The sequence below is a fragment of the Enterococcus sp. ARL09-542 genome (genome assembly GCF_005234805.1).
Classification (GTDB): domain Bacteria; phylum Bacillota; class Bacilli; order Lactobacillales; family Enterococcaceae; genus Enterococcus_D; species Enterococcus_D gallinarum.
Genome location: NZ_QPQX01000012.1, coordinates 12150 through 28897, shown reverse-complemented (window position 1 = coordinate 28897; position 16748 = coordinate 12150). Strand labels below are relative to the sequence as shown.

Sequence of the window (16748 nt, the reverse complement as noted above, 5' to 3'; positions counted from 1 at the left end):
AGATAGGCGATATAATAAGGAATTACTTGAAAAAAGTTCAAAAAAAACGTAAAGTAGTACTTGTATGAAAAACTAATTTTTTTCAAGGAGGACAAATCATGTCACACATCAAATTTGACTATTCAAAAGTAGCACCATTCGTGAATGAATACGAATTAAGCTACATGCAAAGTCAAGTTACAGCAGCAGATAAACTCTTACGTGAAGGTACTGGTGCAGGTAACGACTTTTTAGGCTGGATCGACTTGCCTAAAAATTATGATAAAGAAGAATTTGCACGAATCAAAAAAGCAGCAGAAAAAATCCAATCGGACTCAGAAGTATTAGTTGTTATCGGTATCGGTGGTTCTTATTTAGGGGCAAAAGCTGCGATTGATTTCTTAAACCATTCATTCTATAACTTGCTTTCATCAGATGAACGGAAAGCACCACAAATCTTTTTTGCCGGAAACTCAATTTCTTCGACTTATTTAGCTGATTTGATCGAAATCATCGGTGATCGTGATTTCTCTGTCAATGTCATTTCTAAGTCAGGAACGACGACAGAACCTGCGATCGCATTCCGTGTCTTCAAAGAACGCTTGATCGAAAAATATGGCAAAGAAGAAGCAAACAAACGTATCTATGCAACGACAGATAAAGCAAAAGGTGCCGTTAAAGTTGAAGCAGATGCTGAAAATTGGGAAACATTCGTAATTCCTGATGATGTTGGCGGACGTTTCTCTGTCTTGACAGCTGTAGGTCTATTGCCAATCGCTGCTAGCGGTGCGGATATCGATGCTTTGATGCAAGGTGCAGCAGACGCTAGTGAAGCATATGCCAGTGATGACCTTGAAAAAAATGAAGCGTATCAATATGCAGCAATGCGTAACATCCTTTACCGCAAAGGAAAAGTAACCGAATTGCTGATTAATTATGAACCAGGAATGCAATACTTCTCTGAATGGTGGAAACAATTATTTGGAGAATCAGAAGGAAAAGACCAAAAGGGAATTTACCCTTCAAGTGCTAACTTCTCAACTGATTTGCATTCATTGGGTCAATATATCCAAGAAGGCCGCCGCAACATCTTTGAAACTGTTGTTAAAGTTGAAAAACCACGTAAATCAATCACAATTCCTACGCAAGAAGCTGACCTTGATGGACTTGGCTACTTACAAGGAAAAGAAGTTGATTTTGTAAATACCAAAGCCTTCGAAGGAACGTTATTGGCTCACACAGATGGCGATGTACCAAACTTATTGGTTAAGATCCCAACGATGGATGCCTACACATTAGGTTATACAATGTATTTCTTCGAAATCGCTGTAGGTATTTCTGGTTACTTGAATGGTGTGAATCCATTTGACCAACCTGGCGTGGAAGCTTATAAGAAAAACATGTTCGCATTGCTTGGCAAACCAGGCTTCGAAGAGCTTGCAAAAGAATTGAACGAACGTCTATAAATCAATGCTTTTACCACTTATATAAATTGGTGGTGAACGAAACATGTTCGCTTTGATTCATAACTGGTGATAGTTTTGGTGATAGTGACAGATTAAAAGCACTCATTGCGAGTGCTTTTTTCTTTCATTTTCGATGTAGTTTTCGAACTGTTCCATAGACCTTTTTTTAACCTCTGGTGAAATATGGGCATAGATTTGAGTTGTTGAAATATCCTTGTGACCAAGAAAGTCTTTTATGTCTTCTAAGGACAATCCAGCTTGACGAGATCGGACAGCAAAAGTATGGCGGCCATCGTGGACTCTAATTTTCGGCAATTCAGCTTTTTTAGCAATCCGATTAAATGCGCCATTCACTGATCGATCACGGACAATTTTCCCTTTGTATCTCTTGCTGGTTTGCAAGAAGATAAATTGTTCGCCATCTTCAGTGGAAGGGAAGGTACCAAAGATGTTTAAGATATGATTTCTAAAAGCAAGCAGAGCTTGTTTACTTCTTTTGGTCATTGGCATGCTTCTGACTCCTGCCGGTGTTTTCGGATCGTCTGTAATAATTGCATTGACGTTTTCACCTTTTTCAACTGCTCCTAAACGTTCTCTTTCAATGCTTATCATGTTCCCGCCAAAGTCAATATCTTGCCACTGTAATCCCATTACTTCTGATTTCCTCAATCCTTGATCGAAGATTAATAGGAAAAAGGGGTACCACAAAACCTCAGATTCTTTTTTCGCAAACTCTAGAAATCTATCTGCTTGCTGCAAATCGTAGTATCTGACAGATTCCTTTTTCTCAATCATTCTTGGAAACTCAACAAACTGAGTAGGATTCTCTTTTATATATCCTAATTGAATTGCTTTTTTAAAAGCATTGCTAAGAGTAGCATTTACGCTTTTGGCAGTAGTTATGGACAAACCTTGGCCACTTCGACCTAGTCCTTTCTTATTTAGCAGCATATTAATGAACTTTTGATGGTTGGCTCGTGTATATTTGTTTAAAGAATATTTTCCTATATACGGTTTAATATACATTCGTATATTCGCTCTGTGCACCACACGGGTTCCTTCTTTTACAGCCTGCTTGTAATTAGTTACCCAATCCTCAAGAAATTCTTCTATTGTTAAGTTCCGAGGATTTTCTTTGAAATATTCCTCGGATGCTATTTTTCCTTCAATAATTTTGGCATAACTATTTGCTTCTTCATAGGACTTAAATCCTTTCTTGTGTATCTTGTTTTGTTTACCAGTTCCGGGATTAATTCCATTAGAAACGAAAACTTCATATCTATATTGTTTTGTTTTCTTCAAATAGTATTTCTTTATAGAAGCCACTAGAATTCTCCTTTCGTAATTTCGCATAATAAATTCGAATAATCGAGTGATTTCAATCGAATAATCACTTGAATATTAAAGAATTCGAAGTTTTTTGTTAATTATCCGAACGTATGTTCTTTTCGATTTAAAAAGAAAAGCCCGAAGGCTAATCAAAATGCGGGGATGAATGTTTTTAAGAACATTCCTGCATCTTTTGTAACTTGAAACCCAATAACAATTTTTTGACCGTTATCTTTATCAGTTAGATAAAGCATTCCACTTGAATGTTTTGATTGAGGAATAATATCCAAATCGATTTTGTTTAAAGTATAAATCTTGCCTTTTTCTTCAATGAATTGAACTTCTCCAGGATTCGTTTGTATCAATCTCTTAGAACTTTGAGTAAGTTTAACTTTACCTCTGCTATCTGTTTGGATACTTAACATTACAGATTGAGTTGCTTTTTGCATTGAAGTTATTTTATTTTTCTTTTTTCCAAAGAGTCCCATTTTTTCCTCCATAATCAACCAATTTGTACGATTGGATTTTATTTTGCTATCTTCCTAAAGCAAGAGATTCTCGAAATTCTTCAGCTTCAGGCTCTTTTTGAAAATCAATTGTTAAGTCCTTGTATTCTACTAATTTTTTTTCAATGTCCTCGATAGGGATTTTGAAAAATTCTTTCCTATTGTTGACTCTATTAATTCTTTGCTTATCAAAATGTTTATGTAGATCTGCTTCCAATTGATAAGCCTCATAGCTAAAAATAAGGGCGTGAACATCAAATTTGAAAGGTACAGAAGCACTGCTCAATTCAGCAATACGTTCTAACGGGTCTAATCGTCTAGTTACGCCTATTTTAACAACATCAGCTCCAAAAGCTCCAATATTGCTAATAATATAAACATAACCAGCAGATGCATGTGCATTTCGATAGTCTAATTCTTCTTTTTCAGCTTCTTTATCTTGGATACTTGTTTCAAAGCCTAAGATCTGATTTTGTAACTCTATTCGTTGTTCTTCATTTTCAGAACTTTTTAGCTTGTCTTGAAGATCCGAAATCATCTTTTTGAAATGACTTATATCTTTATCAATTACTTTCTTCTGAGACTCTATTTCTTTCTGTAAAGCTTTTTCCTCTTTTTCTCGTTCACGTTGCTCTCTAAGTTCCTCTTTTTCTTCTTGTTTTTTTCGCTCATATTCATATGCACAGTGTAGTTCATCTAATTTAGATTGGAGGTACTCTTTACGAATAGAAACTAAATTAGTGCTGTTTAATTTATTCAGCTGTTCATACGAATTTCTAATTCGTTTTTCAATAGAAGCTAAATTGCTAAACTTGACTTTATTTATAGCAGCTTCGCACTCATTGTTAAAAGAGCGAAGAATCTGTTTAATATTATCGTTAGTCATTTTTCGACCTTTTGCTTTATTACCATCAACAGTCCAGTTATCACTGTAATTTACTGCTGTTTTCTTTTTGATCATATGTTTCTGGTCTTCTCGTATATCAGCAAGTTTTTCTTTATATCCAAGAGCTGTAGCAAAATCGTATTGAGGACGATACAAGCCGAACTCTTCAAAACGAATATCATCATTTGTAACAATTAATTGGTGCTCCAACTCTTCAATTTCAGAACTCATAGATTTTATTTTAGTTCGAAGCTGTCCTTCTTTTTCCTTGAGAGCCAGTATAATTTGTTCAATCTCTTTTTGCTCCTTTTCTTTGTCGATAATAGCTTGTTGAAGCTCCAACACTGACATTTGTTCAACGCTCAACTTAGCATTCTTTAATGCCTCTAAATCTTCGGCCAGTTCATTTGCTTGTTGCTTATATTTATTACCTTTTAAAAAATCGAAAGCTCCCATCTGGAATACCACCTCACAATGATTTTAAAACTGCTACAGTCCCATTCGGTTGGAATAGGAGAGTGTAGTTGTTTTCTGCTTTTATGCCATTGAATCTTTTAGCGTAGTATTCAATGGCTGTTTTCAAAGTTTCTACTGTGATTTGTAGGAAATTAGCACTTTCAGCAATGGTCTTACATCCGTTTTCGTAACATTTTATGATGTCGTACGGACTGACCACTAAAACTGCACCAATATCTCTAGCTAGACGTTCTTGCTTTCTATCAGATAATGTACTTTGTTTTGAAATATCTCCGACAGTTGTTAAATGATGAGCAATTTCTTCTCCAATCGTTCCAGGAAGCTCATAATGCGATTGATTGGGATTCAAATAAACAACATTGCCGTCAATAAACCCCTTTTGCTTTTCTGGCATAAGGGGATCGGATATAAAATCTAATTCGGGAGTGATGGACATTAATTCTTCACACAACTGCATCAACAAAACACCTACTTCTTTTTTTTCAAAGGGTTATTTTTTCTATATTCAATGTAACGCAGAATATCCTCGAGATCCTCTTCTGTTGCGTCGTCATCTATATGTGCAGCGACAGTTCTTATCAAGTCATTGTTCTTATCAAATGAATCAGACCATTCTTTTTGGTAACCTTCTTCTCCATTTAAAAGATAATCAACAGTTACTCCATAAATAGAAGCTAAATCTATTAAAGATTGATTATCGGGTTCTCTAGTCCCGTATTCCCAGTTTGCATATGTAGCCATATTTTTTAATCCTAATTTATTGGCTACTAACGTTTTGGTCCATCCATTATTTTCTCGTAACTGTTCAAGTCTTTTAGCTAGGTTTGATTTATCCAATGTTTTCACCTCGTTTAGTTTTATTATAAAACATTTAAACATATTATTTAAAAAGTTAAACGAAAAGTATAAAAAATTCTTGACTTAAACAATACGTTTATGTATACTGTGGTTATAGAGTTAAACAAAAAGTTTAATATAAGGCGGTGATATTAAATGAACCTCGGAAAAGATGCATATAAGAGAATGCGAGATATTCGTAAGAAAAAAGGAGTCACACAGAAATATGTTGCTGATCAGCTGGGTTTTAAGACTTCTCAAGCATACGCTAACATTGAGTATGGTAATACAGAATTAAAATTAAGCGTAGCACTTCAAGTGGCAACCATTTTAGGTGTATCTGTTTACGATTTTTTAGGCGAAAAAGTTAAACAAAATGTTTAGAGTGGAGGGCGATCATATGAATCAACTGCAAATTTTTAATTTCGAGTCCAAGGAAATTAGAACAGTGATAGTGAACGATGAACCATATTTTGTTGGAAAAGACGTTGCAGATGTTTTGGGATATAGCAACACTCAAAAAGCTATCCTTAATCACGTTGATGAAGAAGATAAGGGAGTAACAAAATGGGACACCCTTGGTGGAAAGCAAAAAATGACAATCATCAACGAATCAGGGCTATACAGTTTAATACTTAAATCCAAGCTTCCGAATGCTAGAAAGTTCAAACGATGGGTTACAAACGAAGTTTTACCATCTATCAGAAAACATGGTGCATACATGACAGATGATGCCTTGGCAAAAGCTTTAACTTCCCCAGAATTCGGAATTAGGTTATTAACAGAACTAAAAAATGAGCGTGAGCAAAAAGAACAAGCTCAACAGCAACTAAAGGCTCAGGAGCCACAAGTTGTTTTTGCAAAATCAGTTGAGGTATCACAAAACTCGGTAGCTGTAAAAGTTTTAGCTACTATATTAAAGCAAAACGGCGTAAAGATCGGGCAAAACAGAATGTTTCAATGGTTGCGTGAGCATAAGTATCTTTCATCTCGATCAGGAAAATCTTGGAATATGCCAACTCAAAAGAGTATGGATAAAGGCTTGTTCGAATTAAAAGCAAATACTTACTTCCATAATAATGGTGTTCCAGAAACGAACTACACACCACTTGTGACAGGTAAAGGGCAAGTTTACTTTGTAAACAAATTCAAAAATGAATTTTTACGTGAGGTGGGAAAATGAAAGACAAACCACAAACGATTAAAGCAAGTATTGATTCGGGATTTCTTAAACGGTATATCGAAATGATTGTTCCAGCAATCAAACGTAAATTTAATATTTCTATCGGTATTGAAGGCGAACTGTTTACAAACACTGGCGGTGTTGAAGAAATCATTATTCGTTTCTTGGCTACTGATGAAGTAGCACAGGACATTTATTCATATATTGATGAAAAATGGCAGTTCGCCTCAACACCAAAGCTTTTAGCTTAAATTCATTTTAAGCAATTATTGACCGTTTGGGCCAATAACAATAACGAATATAAGGAGTGATAGCGTGCCGAAAACAGCAAAAATTGGGCGATCTTTAAAGCTTGCATTATTTCTTTCGAGTAAACGTCAGAAAGAATTAGCCATTGACGCCAAAACACCAAACGCAACGATCAGTGATCATTTTAACGGAGCCAATGTCCCTATTGATAAGGCAATCGAGTATCTAGAAGCCATGAAAGAAAATGGGTATCAAGCAACTGATGAATTAACAGGAGACATCAGTTATCAATACTTAGGATTTTTCAAATCAATGGATGGTCAACTAGCAGATGTCAAATCAACGAATGATCTAGAAATTTTTCAAGAAATAGAGTCAAACGAAAGGAAAGAACGGAAAAAAGTAGTTCAGAGAATTGTTGCTGAATCCCAAGTCAGGATGCTAACCGATGTTGAAAAAACAGAGCTTAGGAATTACACAGACGAGTTTCTTGATGAAATCATTGTTGAAATGGCGATCGTCTTCTCCATCCTAAAGATTCTGAACATCACTATTCAAGAGGCAATTAAGGAGCGTATGCCCCACTGGATAAAAAAAAGATATATGAGGGGATGATCTAAAGTGAAAATTTCTCAAATGAAGAATGTTGTGCCGCTTGAGAGAAAAAAAGAAGGTACCGAAGTTGAGTGGAAAAAAGCCAAAGAAATCGCTGATTACCTAGGCATCTCAAGACCAACATTATCGAAACTAACACATCGGAAAGTAGATCCAATTCCTTTTTCAAAACTTAGTGGGATGCTTCAATATGATCTTCAAAAAGTGAAGGAATGGGAAGAACGTAATCGAACATACAATTACAAGGAGGCATAAAACATGAAACGATCAATTAAAGATACATTCATTGTCACAGCACTATTACTTTTTGTAGTAGCTTTTACAGCAATTCATGTAGTAGCAGGATTAGTTTTAGTATTTCTATGGTCTTTCGCAAATATTGTCTATGACATGGCCGCAAAAGATTATCAAGACAAAGAAAAAAGACTTGCTAGCCGTCCAAAGCAATAGCAAGTCCATCAAGTATTTAGATAAATATCTTTGTCTCCATTTTAAAACAGAAAAGGGGAAATGACAATGAATTCTTTCGAGAACGCATTAGATCAGTATCTAACAACACCGGGTTGGGGACAGCCGACTCAAAGAGAGGAGCCAGAAAATGAGAAGTAAATCAACTCTTGAAATGACACATGACGAGTGGTTGTTGGACCGCCTAAAAGGTATAGGCGGTTCAGATGTTGCTACTATCTTAGGACTAAATAAATGGAAATCTCCATATCAGTTATGGCTAGAAAAAACTGGTCAAATCGATTTAGAACACACTGAGAGCGAGCCAGCTTATTGGGGAAATGTCCTAGAGGAAATTGTAGCAAAGGAATTTCAAGAACGTACTGGTAAAAAGGTTCGTCGAAGGAATCAAGTGTTTGAACATCCACTACATCCTTTTCTACGAGCGAACATCGATCGGGACGTAGTTGGAGAAGACGCCATTTTGGAATGTAAAACAGCTAATGCATTTCTTGGTAAAGAGTGGGAAGGCGAAGAGGTTCCTTTAAGTTATTTGTGCCAAGTACAGCACTACATGAACGTTTTAAATAAAAAATATTGCTATATCGCTGTTCTAATCGGAGGACAGAAATTCATCTGGAAGCGAGTTGATCGTGATCAAGAGCTAATTGACATGATTACTGAACGACTTGTTGAGTTTTGGGAAACAAATGTCCTGGATGGACAAGAGCCAGTTATAGATGGCAGCGAAGCCACATCAGAGTTTTTAAAAGAAAAATATTCGAACACTAAGGAAGACGAAACAACGTTACCTGCTTCTTTTGATGACTTAATTGATCAAAAGCGTGAGCTGAAGAAAGCAAGGAAAGAGATCGAAACGGCTATCCGTCAGATTGATAACGAGATTATCAATGAGCTTGGAAAACGCAAAGCATGCATTGGTATTGCACCAAGGAACATCATTTCATGGAAATTGGTTTCTACGAAACGTATGAACAGCAAAAAGCTTGCTGAAAAATATCCAGAAGTAGCTAAAGACGAGGAAATCTACAACGTTACTGAATCACGAAGACTCACAGAAAAGGAGATTAAGTAATATGGCCACAAATGATGCATTAAAGAGTCAGCTCGCTGAGAAACCACAAAAACAAGTTGCTGCTGGTCAGTTAGGGCTTAAAGCATTGATGAATACACCAACAATGAGGAAAAAGTTTGAGGATGTACTCAAAGATAAATCAGATGGATTTATGGCCAGTGTCCTGAATCTAGTTAGTAATGATTCGTATTTGAGTAGCACAGAGCCTATGACTATCGTAACAAGCGCCATGGTTGCGGCTTCACTTGATTTACCAGTTGATAAAAATCTTGGTTACGCATGGATAGTACCTTACAAAGGGAAGGCACAATTTCAACTTGGTTATAAGGGGTATATTCAATTAGCTCAGCGATCGGGTCAATACAAAGCACTGAACGTGATTGAAGTGTATGAAGGTGAATTAAAAGGTTGGAATCGATTAACCGAAGAATTTGAATTTGATCAGAACGGAAAGCAATCAGATGAAGTGATCGGATATGTGGGATATTTTGAGTTATTAAACGGTTTCAAGAAAACAGTGTATTGGACCAAACAAGAAATCGAAGCTCACAAACGGAAATTCAGTAAATCAGATTTTGGCTGGAAAAAAGATTATGATGCTATGGCTAAAAAAACTGTTCTAAGGAATATGTTGAGTAAGTGGGGAATCTTGTCTATCGATATGCAGAGAGCTTCAATCAGCGATGAAACTGTGGTGAATGAAGTTCAAGAAGACGGCTTTATCATATCTGAAAACGATGAGACCAATCAGCGAAAAGAGGCTGAACCAATTAATGACACAGAAACTAACGAAAACATTGAAAGTCTGTTTGATTCATCAAATCCACCGTTAAACAAATAATGAGGGAGTTTATCTCCCTCTGATTAGGAGGAATAAACGTGGCAAGACCGACTAAGAAAGGTCTTGATTATTTTCCTCTAGATGTCGATTTTTTATCAGATCTAAAAGTTCGAAGAATTATTAAAGCATGCGGTAAAGAAGCCGTTCATATACTGGTCGCCCTGCTGGCTAATATTTATCGAGATGAGGGGTATTACGTTTTGTGGGATGACGACCTTGCGTTCTTAGTGGCTGACGAAGTTGGTACGAAGGAGGGCACAGTTGAAGAACTGGTGAAAAAAGCCGTACAAGTAAAATTCTTTGATAAAGATATTTTTGATAAATACTCCGTATTAACTTCTAAAGGTATTCAAAGCAGATACATTTTAGCCACTAAGGAACGTAAAAAAGTTGAGCTTGAATATAAGTATTTGCTGACAAATGAAGTTAATCGATCGAATATCTCGATTAATGGGCGGAATAACTCGGTTAATCAGGGGAATAATCAACAAAGTAAAGAAAAGGAAAGTAAAGAAAAGGAAATAAAAGAAGATGCTACTGCGAGCGAGAGTGCGTCTCTTGAAACTTTTCAAAAGTTATGGCTCTTTCCGAATGTTGTACAGGTCGATGATCTGCTTAATCTGGTGGATATTTATGGCGATGAACTTGTAAATGCTGCAATTAAACTTGCTGGTAGTAAGGACGTTCCTAAGAATCGAGCCATTAGTTTTTTAACAGCTTCTCTACAGGAATGGGCAGACGCTAACGTAAAAACCATTGAACAGGCAAGGGAGTACCAACGGACAAGAGGTGCTAAAAAGCAAAGCTATAATCAAAAGCCAATTCGCGAAGAGCAACTTCCTGATTGGGCAGAAAATCCGGTTGAAGAACCTCAGATTTCTCCAGAGAGACAGGCTGAAATTGATGCCAAGCTAGCTGCCTATTTAAGCAAAAAGAATCAGCGAAAGGAGCAAGTTGAGTGAAACTCATTATTCCTATTGCGCCTAAACCACAGTCGAGACCACGGTTCACCAAGCATCGTAAGACTCCTTACGAGGAAACAGCAATGAAATCATACAAAAATGCGGTTAAGTATCACGCTATGGCCACAAAGCCGCTGCTGATTGAGAAAGGACCTGTGATGGTTGATGTCTGCTTTTTTATCTATCCACCGGCGTATATCTCGAAAGTAAAGAAAAACAGGACTTTGCTTGATGATGAGACCATGTACTGCGATAAGAAGCCAGATATTGACAATTACTTTAAAGCTGTAACCGATGCAGTAAACGGCATTTTGTATAAGGATGATGGACAAATTGCTGTGAATGTAAGCCGCAAGGTATACAGTTGGAACCCACGTACAGAAATTGAAATTCAACCACTTTAGGAGGAAAAACCATGAGAATACAAGACACTTTTGTCATTCATCCGGAGGGACGTCGCTTTGAGATTCAACCGAAGGTCAGACCAGCAAAAACAAAAGTAAAAGTCGGCAAAATTTACAACTGTGCCATCGAAGGATTTTCGGGACTGGTTAGAGCGGAATGCTTGAAAATCTATGAGAAATCGGCACATGTGAGAATTATTGTCTGTCATAAAGAAAGAGACGAGTGGCGGCAGAAAGTTCTTGGTGATCAAACTGTTGTTAAGCTGAAAAATATGGTTTTAGCTAGATAAGGAGTTTGTAATCGGAAGAAATTACCAACTAGGAGGAGAAGAAAATGAGTAAAGAAATGCACGAAAAATGGATGTGTTCTGTGGATGAAGAGCGTTGGCAAGCCGCTGAATATTTTGACACTAAAGAAGAAGCCGTGAGATTTGGTATTGAGTCAATTCAAACATTTAACAAGAATCCAGAAGACGGGTGTTTGGATGATGAAATGGGAAGTACACCAGAAGAAGTTATAACTAGCTTTTATGTGGGACAAGCGTTCTGTCCAGGGATACCTTTCAACGTTGATGATTTACTAGAACGTATACAGGAAGCTGCTTATGAAGACGGAGGAGAGTTTGCCGAAGACTATTTAGATGATGTAACAAAAGAACACAGGGAAGAACTAGATGACTTAATTCAAAACTGGTTCATAAAGCACAAATATTTACCTAACTGGTACAACATTTATGAAATTGATGAAATTAGTGTGAGCTGATTCCACTAACCACCAAAATAGCAGAAAGTGAGGAATGAATGTGATTGGGAAATTAATCATCCAAGGTAAAGCTTGGGGAGAATTTGAAAGTGCTAAGCGATCAAAAGGAAATATCGAAATCAGTGGATATCGTTCATATGGCGGCACACACACTGTGAGGATGGTAGACCAACCTCAACTCAACAAGAATCAGCAGATTGTGTTGGAGTGGTTGAAATTACAAGCACCAACTGCAAAACCGATGCAAGTTATTTTCTGGATGATGAATAATGCAGCGTGGGGGAAACTAGATGAATTACGCAAGCCGATCATGCATTTAACGGATAAACAGCAAGCCCAAGTTCTCGAAGAATTCGGAAAGTGGGCGCAGGAACAGGAGGAAGAGTGATGGAAGATCAGGTAACAATTCCAGATGTTAGAGAAGCCATCAAAATGGCAAGAGAAATCACGCCGATTATGAACAACACTGAATACACCACATTGATGATCTTTTACAATCAAGTTTTGAATCGGTATCAAAAAGAAGTATATCCAGATGGATTGCCAGAAGAAAATTAATTCCGCAATCGTCAGCGATAGCAAACAGGAGGGATAAACATGGAGAGGGCCTTTGGTTATAGTCAAATGAGATTCAACTACATTACTGATTATGCTAACAGTATTGCAGAAAGTGCAGTACAGATGGAAATGGCATGGCAAAACAGGAAAAATTTTAGAGATGATGTTGATTTGGAAGAATGGTTAAAAGGACAAGCAGAAGACATTGAAAGAAAAGTTAGTGAGTTATCTACTTACCTTAGACCTTTAGATGCTTTCTATGAAAAACAGGAGGGATAAGATGAAAATCGGATACGATGTTTTTATAAACGGAGAACATGACGGTACAGCACTGAAGATGACTTTATCAGGCAACAATATTTATTTTGAGGGATATACACCAGATAAGCCGATCGAAACAGAAGCATTTCGCGTAGATACTGAAGAAAAGTATTGCATAGTTGTTGGAAGAAAATTAACCAAAGGGATTTTTTGGCAAGTAGTTTGGTATAGCGAAGAATACGATATCGCGCATATGTCTGAATTAAAAGATCATCCTGAATCGAGATTAGCCCAGTATTTTTCGATGAATAAATGCTACGAAATTATCGTTGCGCACAATTTAAATCTTATTGGAGACTATATTGTTATAAAGCAAGCTGGAACAGAAAATGAATTGGTACAAGCCAATGAATCGTAGTCAAACAATTATCATAACGGTCCTTGTAGTAATAACGCTGAGTTTACTATTCTATACAATTGTGGATAAACAGAAGCAGATTGAACAACTTCAAGAACAGCTGCAGCACGAGCAATTCAAATACAAAATGTTATATCGTGATCCAATGGTAAAAAATGCGATCGAAAGTGGAGGGTGAAAATGACAGTTGCAGTGTTAGGGTTCACAGGATTTGTCTTTTTAGTAGCTATCTGTGTAGTTTTCGGTAAGTCTATAGATAAAAAGGAGCAAGATTATGGAGGAAGCTATTTTATGGAACAAGATGGCTTTGATAGTGGAAATAATTGCAATGGAGATGATCGAAAATGATAGTGAGAATTTTTGTGGGAGTAGTGATATTATTTCTTCTCTTAGGCTGTATAGGAATGAACAACGACTTGAATCGATTAAAAAGCGAAAATAATAGATTAAAAGCTTTACTGAAAGATACGAAGTATGCTGAATTAATTAAAACTGTTTTCGAAGAAAAATAAAAAAGCATTAAGCAGTCGCCCAATGCCCTACAAAATAATGATTTTGTACCCGCCAAGGTAATTTCATTATACCAAATAAAGGGGCGATTGAGCAATGATGCTATTAAGAGAGATAGATTTTCGTAGGACTAGGCAGAATGCAAAAAGCATTTTGAGAAATTATCGTCGGTTGGAGCGGATTGCTGGTCGATCTAAGATTGATGTCCGCTCACCGATCATCACTGATATGCCTAAAACACCAAGCAACGGCAACAAGTCAGAAGATGCGATCATCCAGATGATGGATGCGGAGGCAGAAAGGGATGCTATTGTAGTAGCTCTTTTGGCGTTGGGAATAGATAGCCGCCAAGTTTTGTATTACTCGTATTGCACTGTTGATCGATACTCCAATGTTGGAATTGCTCAGCAAATGGGTTACTCAGTCAGGACAATCGAAGATTACAAAGCAACCGCCTTGATTGAATTCGCTGAAGCCTATCGAAAAGGAAAATTAATAGAATATTGCTGAATCGATGTGGTTTTTATGTGGAAATACTGCGGTTTTTACATGATTTTACGTAGTATTATTGTAGTATCAACTATTGTAAATAACAGGGCGCACTCCTTTATGATTGTTGGTAGATTTCTCCTTTCTGAATTTCATTTTCAGCGCCCTGTATTTAAACTAAGACGGCGACAAAAAAATTTATAATAGAATGGAGTTGAATTCACTCCTTTTCTTCATTCGCTAGCCGTCTTTTTTCAGGAATTGGCTCAGTTTGGTAGAGCGCTACTTTTGGGCAGTAGAGGCCGTAGGTTCAAATCCTACATTCCTGATTGGGAGTTGTCGATTGGATTACTCACATGATCTTTGATACTTCCTACTTAACAGCCTTTCGGGGCTGTTTTTTTACATAGAATTACAAAACAAACACAGATTGCGAGGTGGGATCATGGCAAAAGGAAAATACTTGGAATGGCTGACTAAAGAAGGCCTTCTGAAAATTGAGGGATGGGCAAGAGATGGTCTTACCGATGAACAAATTGCGGAAAAAATCGGTATACAGCGCCAAACTTTGTATGATTGGAAAAAAAAGTATTCTGACATTTCTTACGCCCTAAAAAAGGGCAAAGAGGTAATCGATAGGCAAGTTGAAAATGCTCTGCTTAAAAGAGCACTAGGATACGAATACACTGAGGATGAGTATGCTGTTTTTGAAATGGAAGAAAATGAATATTTTGATGCACTTCAAAGCTATATCTTGCATTTCAAACAATCGCATCCGGAAGCTACTGATGAAGACATTGATTTGGCGCGAGATAATTTTCCGCGTACAAAAAGAGTGCTAGTTAAGCAGAAGACAAAGGAAGTAGTTCCGGACACAACTGCACAAATCTTTTGGTTGAAGAACAGAAAACCTAATGAATGGCGTGATAAGCAAGTTGTGCAACATGATGGAGAGGTAAAAGTTTCTAATCCTTATGCAGGTCTAACCACTGAGGAATTGAGGCGATTAGCTCATGGCCAAGACAGCACTTGATTCTGAAACAGTAAGAAAAGAAGCCCAGAAAGAGCTTGCCAGAAGAGATTATGGTGAGTTCTTTTATTATTCTCATGGATCAACATTTAAACCATTACCACATCAAAATTATGTGGCACCATTCTTGCAGCGTATTGCGGATGGGGAACGACTTTTTATTATTGTTGAATTACCACCTCAACATGGCAAATCGACATTTATCACAGAAACTTTTCCAGCTTACTATTTAATGAAAAATCCTGATAAGTTAGCTATGGTTGTCTCCTACTCAGAAGAGTTATTCAAAAAGTTTGGTAGAAAAAACCGTGAAAAATTCCGTTTATACAGTGATGAATTATTTAATCTTAATATCAGTTCAGAGACTGCTAGTGTTTCAGAATGGGGAATACAAGATCATTTAGGACAACTGTATAGCACATCTATTCTCGGTGGCGCTACAGGTCGTGGAGCAAATTTAATCATTATAGATGACCCAATCAAAAACAGAGCAGAAGCAGAATCAAAAACAATTAGAGATAAAATCTATGCAGAATGGCAAGATACTTTTTATTCTCGTTTATCTGCTGATGGATCAGTTATTGTCATAATGACTAGGTGGCATGAAGACGACCTTGCGGGTAGATTGCTTAAAGAAATGAAGCTTCCTTGGATTGAAATAAAAATTCCTGCTATTGCTGAAGAAAATGATCTTTTAGGAAGAAAGCCAGGACAGGCATTGGCACCTGAAATTGGTAAAGATGAAGAGTGGGCTGAGCAAACAAAAGCTGTAACCGGTTCTCGTGGTTGGGCTGCACTATATCAACAAAGACCAACACCTGCGGGAGGGGACATTTTTAAAAGGTCATGGGCTAAATTTTATGTACCTACAATAGACATGAAAGTTAAGCTTGGATTGGGTGATGACGTTGCAATATTGCCTAGTTCATTCGACATTCAATTGCAATCATGGGACTGTACTTTTAAAGATAAAGACACATCAGATTACGTTTCTGGACAAGTTTGGGGGCGGTCAGGTGTGGATAACTATTTGCTAGATCGTCATCACGAGAGAATGGGGATTGTCGATACTATGAAAGCTATTCAGGTTATGACATCCAAATGGCCAAATGCGGTAGCTAAGTTGATTGAGGATAAAGCGAATGGATCAGCTGTTATTGAAATGCTCCAAAAGAAAATAAAAGGAATTGTCGCGATTAATCCACAAGGTGGTAAAGAAGTAAGAGCGCAAGCTGTTGCTCCTCTATGGGAAGCTGGGAATGTTTATCTACCTCATCCATTGTGGAAACCATATACAGATGAGATTCTTGATGAACTAACTGCCTTCCCAAATGCTGATCACGATGACGATGTTGACAGTATGTCTCAAGCTTTGGTCCGCTTGGATCACAAACCAACGAGAACAAGAAGAACAAAAAGAAAAACAGCATTTTAGGAGGTGG

General features: G+C 37.1%; 26 protein-coding genes and 1 tRNA gene. 22 read left to right on the top strand and 5 right to left on the bottom strand.

Annotated elements, in window-relative coordinates; genetic code table 11:
* Positions 1–98 precede the first annotated feature (98 nt).
* A complete protein-coding gene (locus tag DVW06_RS12580) occupies positions 99–1445 on the top strand; it encodes a glucose-6-phosphate isomerase (RefSeq protein ID WP_005472008.1) in 1347 nt (448 codons plus the stop codon).
* A gap of 102 nt (positions 1446–1547) precedes the next feature.
* Here DVW06_RS12580 and DVW06_RS12575 read toward each other — a convergent pair whose 3' ends face one another.
* The 5 genes from DVW06_RS12575 to DVW06_RS12555 all read right to left on the bottom strand — a co-directional run bounded on the left by DVW06_RS12575 (position 1548) and on the right by DVW06_RS12555 (position 5489).
* Positions 1548–2771: a tyrosine-type recombinase/integrase gene (locus DVW06_RS12575; RefSeq protein ID WP_137264721.1), complete on the bottom strand. Its 1224-nt coding sequence runs from the start codon at positions 2769–2771 to the stop codon at positions 1548–1550.
* Positions 2772–2923: 152 nt separating this feature from the next.
* Positions 2924–3262: a hypothetical protein gene (locus DVW06_RS12570; protein ID WP_137264720.1), complete on the bottom strand. Its 339-nt coding sequence runs from the start codon at positions 3260–3262 to the stop codon at positions 2924–2926.
* A 46-nt stretch (positions 3263–3308) separates the two neighbouring features.
* Positions 3309–4622, bottom strand: a complete 1314-nt coding sequence (locus tag DVW06_RS12565; protein WP_137264719.1) for a DUF4041 domain-containing protein — start codon at positions 4620–4622, stop codon at positions 3309–3311.
* Between the two features lie 13 nt (positions 4623–4635).
* Positions 4636–5100, bottom strand: coding sequence for an ImmA/IrrE family metallo-endopeptidase (locus tag DVW06_RS12560; RefSeq protein WP_137264718.1), 465 nt, complete (start codon positions 5098–5100; stop codon positions 4636–4638).
* Positions 5101–5111: 11 nt separating this feature from the next.
* On the bottom strand, positions 5112–5489 hold the full coding sequence (locus DVW06_RS12555) for a helix-turn-helix domain-containing protein (protein ID WP_238696184.1): 378 nt from the start codon (positions 5487–5489) through the stop codon (positions 5112–5114).
* 147 nt (positions 5490–5636) lie between these two features.
* Here DVW06_RS12555 and DVW06_RS12550 point away from each other — a divergent pair, with 147 nt between their 5' ends.
* From DVW06_RS12550 to terL, 21 genes are all read left to right on the top strand, one after another.
* A complete protein-coding gene (locus tag DVW06_RS12550) occupies positions 5637–5864 on the top strand; it encodes a helix-turn-helix domain-containing protein (RefSeq protein ID WP_137264716.1) in 228 nt (75 codons plus the stop codon).
* 16 nt (positions 5865–5880) lie between these two features.
* The gene (locus DVW06_RS12545; protein WP_137264715.1) at positions 5881–6663 is read left to right on the top strand and encodes a BRO family protein; all 783 of its coding nucleotides are present in this window, start codon (positions 5881–5883) and stop codon (positions 6661–6663) included.
* A complete protein-coding gene (locus DVW06_RS12540; protein WP_137264714.1) occupies positions 6660–6914 on the top strand; it encodes a hypothetical protein in 255 nt (84 codons plus the stop codon). The genes DVW06_RS12545 and DVW06_RS12540 overlap by 4 nt, the downstream gene beginning before the upstream one ends.
* Before the next feature lie 64 nt (positions 6915–6978).
* Positions 6979–7527 carry a hypothetical protein gene (locus DVW06_RS12535; protein ID WP_029487107.1) on the top strand — a complete coding sequence of 183 codons (549 nt, stop codon included), beginning with the start codon at positions 6979–6981 and terminating at the stop codon, positions 7525–7527.
* A gap of 6 nt (positions 7528–7533) precedes the next feature.
* Positions 7534–7782, top strand: a complete 249-nt coding sequence (locus DVW06_RS12530) for a helix-turn-helix domain-containing protein (protein WP_135172235.1) — start codon at positions 7534–7536, stop codon at positions 7780–7782.
* A gap of 3 nt (positions 7783–7785) precedes the next feature.
* The gene (locus DVW06_RS12525; RefSeq protein WP_005472028.1) at positions 7786–7977 is read left to right on the top strand and encodes a hypothetical protein; all 192 of its coding nucleotides are present in this window, start codon (positions 7786–7788) and stop codon (positions 7975–7977) included.
* Between the two features lie 148 nt (positions 7978–8125).
* A complete protein-coding gene (locus tag DVW06_RS12520; protein ID WP_137264713.1) occupies positions 8126–9070 on the top strand; it encodes a YqaJ viral recombinase family nuclease in 945 nt (314 codons plus the stop codon).
* 1 nt (position 9071) lies between these two features.
* The gene (locus tag DVW06_RS12515) at positions 9072–9911 is read left to right on the top strand and encodes a recombinase RecT (RefSeq protein WP_005472032.1); all 840 of its coding nucleotides are present in this window, start codon (positions 9072–9074) and stop codon (positions 9909–9911) included.
* Positions 9912–9949: 38 nt separating this feature from the next.
* Complete coding sequence (locus DVW06_RS12510) at positions 9950–10873, top strand: Lin1244/Lin1753 domain-containing protein (protein ID WP_137264712.1); 924 nt, start codon at positions 9950–9952, stop codon at positions 10871–10873.
* Entirely contained in the window at positions 10870–11277 is a 408-nt protein-coding gene (locus tag DVW06_RS12505; protein WP_131732165.1) for a RusA family crossover junction endodeoxyribonuclease, read from the top strand. Before DVW06_RS12510 ends, DVW06_RS12505 begins: the two co-directional genes overlap by 4 nt.
* Before the next feature lie 11 nt (positions 11278–11288).
* Positions 11289–11567: a hypothetical protein gene (locus DVW06_RS12500; protein ID WP_137264711.1), complete on the top strand. Its 279-nt coding sequence runs from the start codon at positions 11289–11291 to the stop codon at positions 11565–11567.
* A 44-nt stretch (positions 11568–11611) separates the two neighbouring features.
* Positions 11612–12040 carry a hypothetical protein gene (locus DVW06_RS12495; protein WP_137264710.1) on the top strand — a complete coding sequence of 143 codons (429 nt, stop codon included), beginning with the start codon at positions 11612–11614 and terminating at the stop codon, positions 12038–12040.
* A gap of 40 nt (positions 12041–12080) precedes the next feature.
* On the top strand, positions 12081–12428 hold the full coding sequence (locus DVW06_RS17235; protein ID WP_174784181.1) for a hypothetical protein: 348 nt from the start codon (positions 12081–12083) through the stop codon (positions 12426–12428).
* On the top strand, positions 12428–12598 hold the full coding sequence (locus DVW06_RS17230; protein WP_174784180.1) for a hypothetical protein: 171 nt from the start codon (positions 12428–12430) through the stop codon (positions 12596–12598). The genes DVW06_RS17235 and DVW06_RS17230 overlap by 1 nt, the downstream gene beginning before the upstream one ends.
* 39 nt (positions 12599–12637) lie before the next feature.
* Positions 12638–12877, top strand: a complete 240-nt coding sequence (locus tag DVW06_RS12485; RefSeq protein ID WP_137264709.1) for a hypothetical protein — start codon at positions 12638–12640, stop codon at positions 12875–12877.
* Between the two features lies 1 nt (position 12878).
* Positions 12879–13277 carry a hypothetical protein gene (locus DVW06_RS12480; RefSeq protein WP_137264708.1) on the top strand — a complete coding sequence of 133 codons (399 nt, stop codon included), beginning with the start codon at positions 12879–12881 and terminating at the stop codon, positions 13275–13277.
* A gap of 180 nt (positions 13278–13457) precedes the next feature.
* Entirely contained in the window at positions 13458–13625 is a 168-nt protein-coding gene (locus DVW06_RS17225) for a hypothetical protein (protein WP_174784179.1), read from the top strand.
* Between the two features lie 258 nt (positions 13626–13883).
* On the top strand, positions 13884–14297 hold the full coding sequence (locus DVW06_RS12470) for an ArpU family phage packaging/lysis transcriptional regulator (RefSeq protein ID WP_040013712.1): 414 nt from the start codon (positions 13884–13886) through the stop codon (positions 14295–14297).
* A 234-nt stretch (positions 14298–14531) separates the two neighbouring features.
* Positions 14532–14605, top strand: a tRNA-Pro gene (locus tag DVW06_RS12465).
* Between the two features lie 116 nt (positions 14606–14721).
* Positions 14722–15309, top strand: a complete 588-nt coding sequence (locus DVW06_RS12460) for a transposase (RefSeq protein ID WP_131732155.1) — start codon at positions 14722–14724, stop codon at positions 15307–15309.
* Positions 15290–16741: a phage terminase large subunit gene (gene terL / locus DVW06_RS12455; RefSeq protein ID WP_086269410.1), complete on the top strand. Its 1452-nt coding sequence runs from the start codon at positions 15290–15292 to the stop codon at positions 16739–16741. Before DVW06_RS12460 ends, terL begins: the two co-directional genes overlap by 20 nt.
* Positions 16742–16748: the final 7 nt, after the last annotated feature.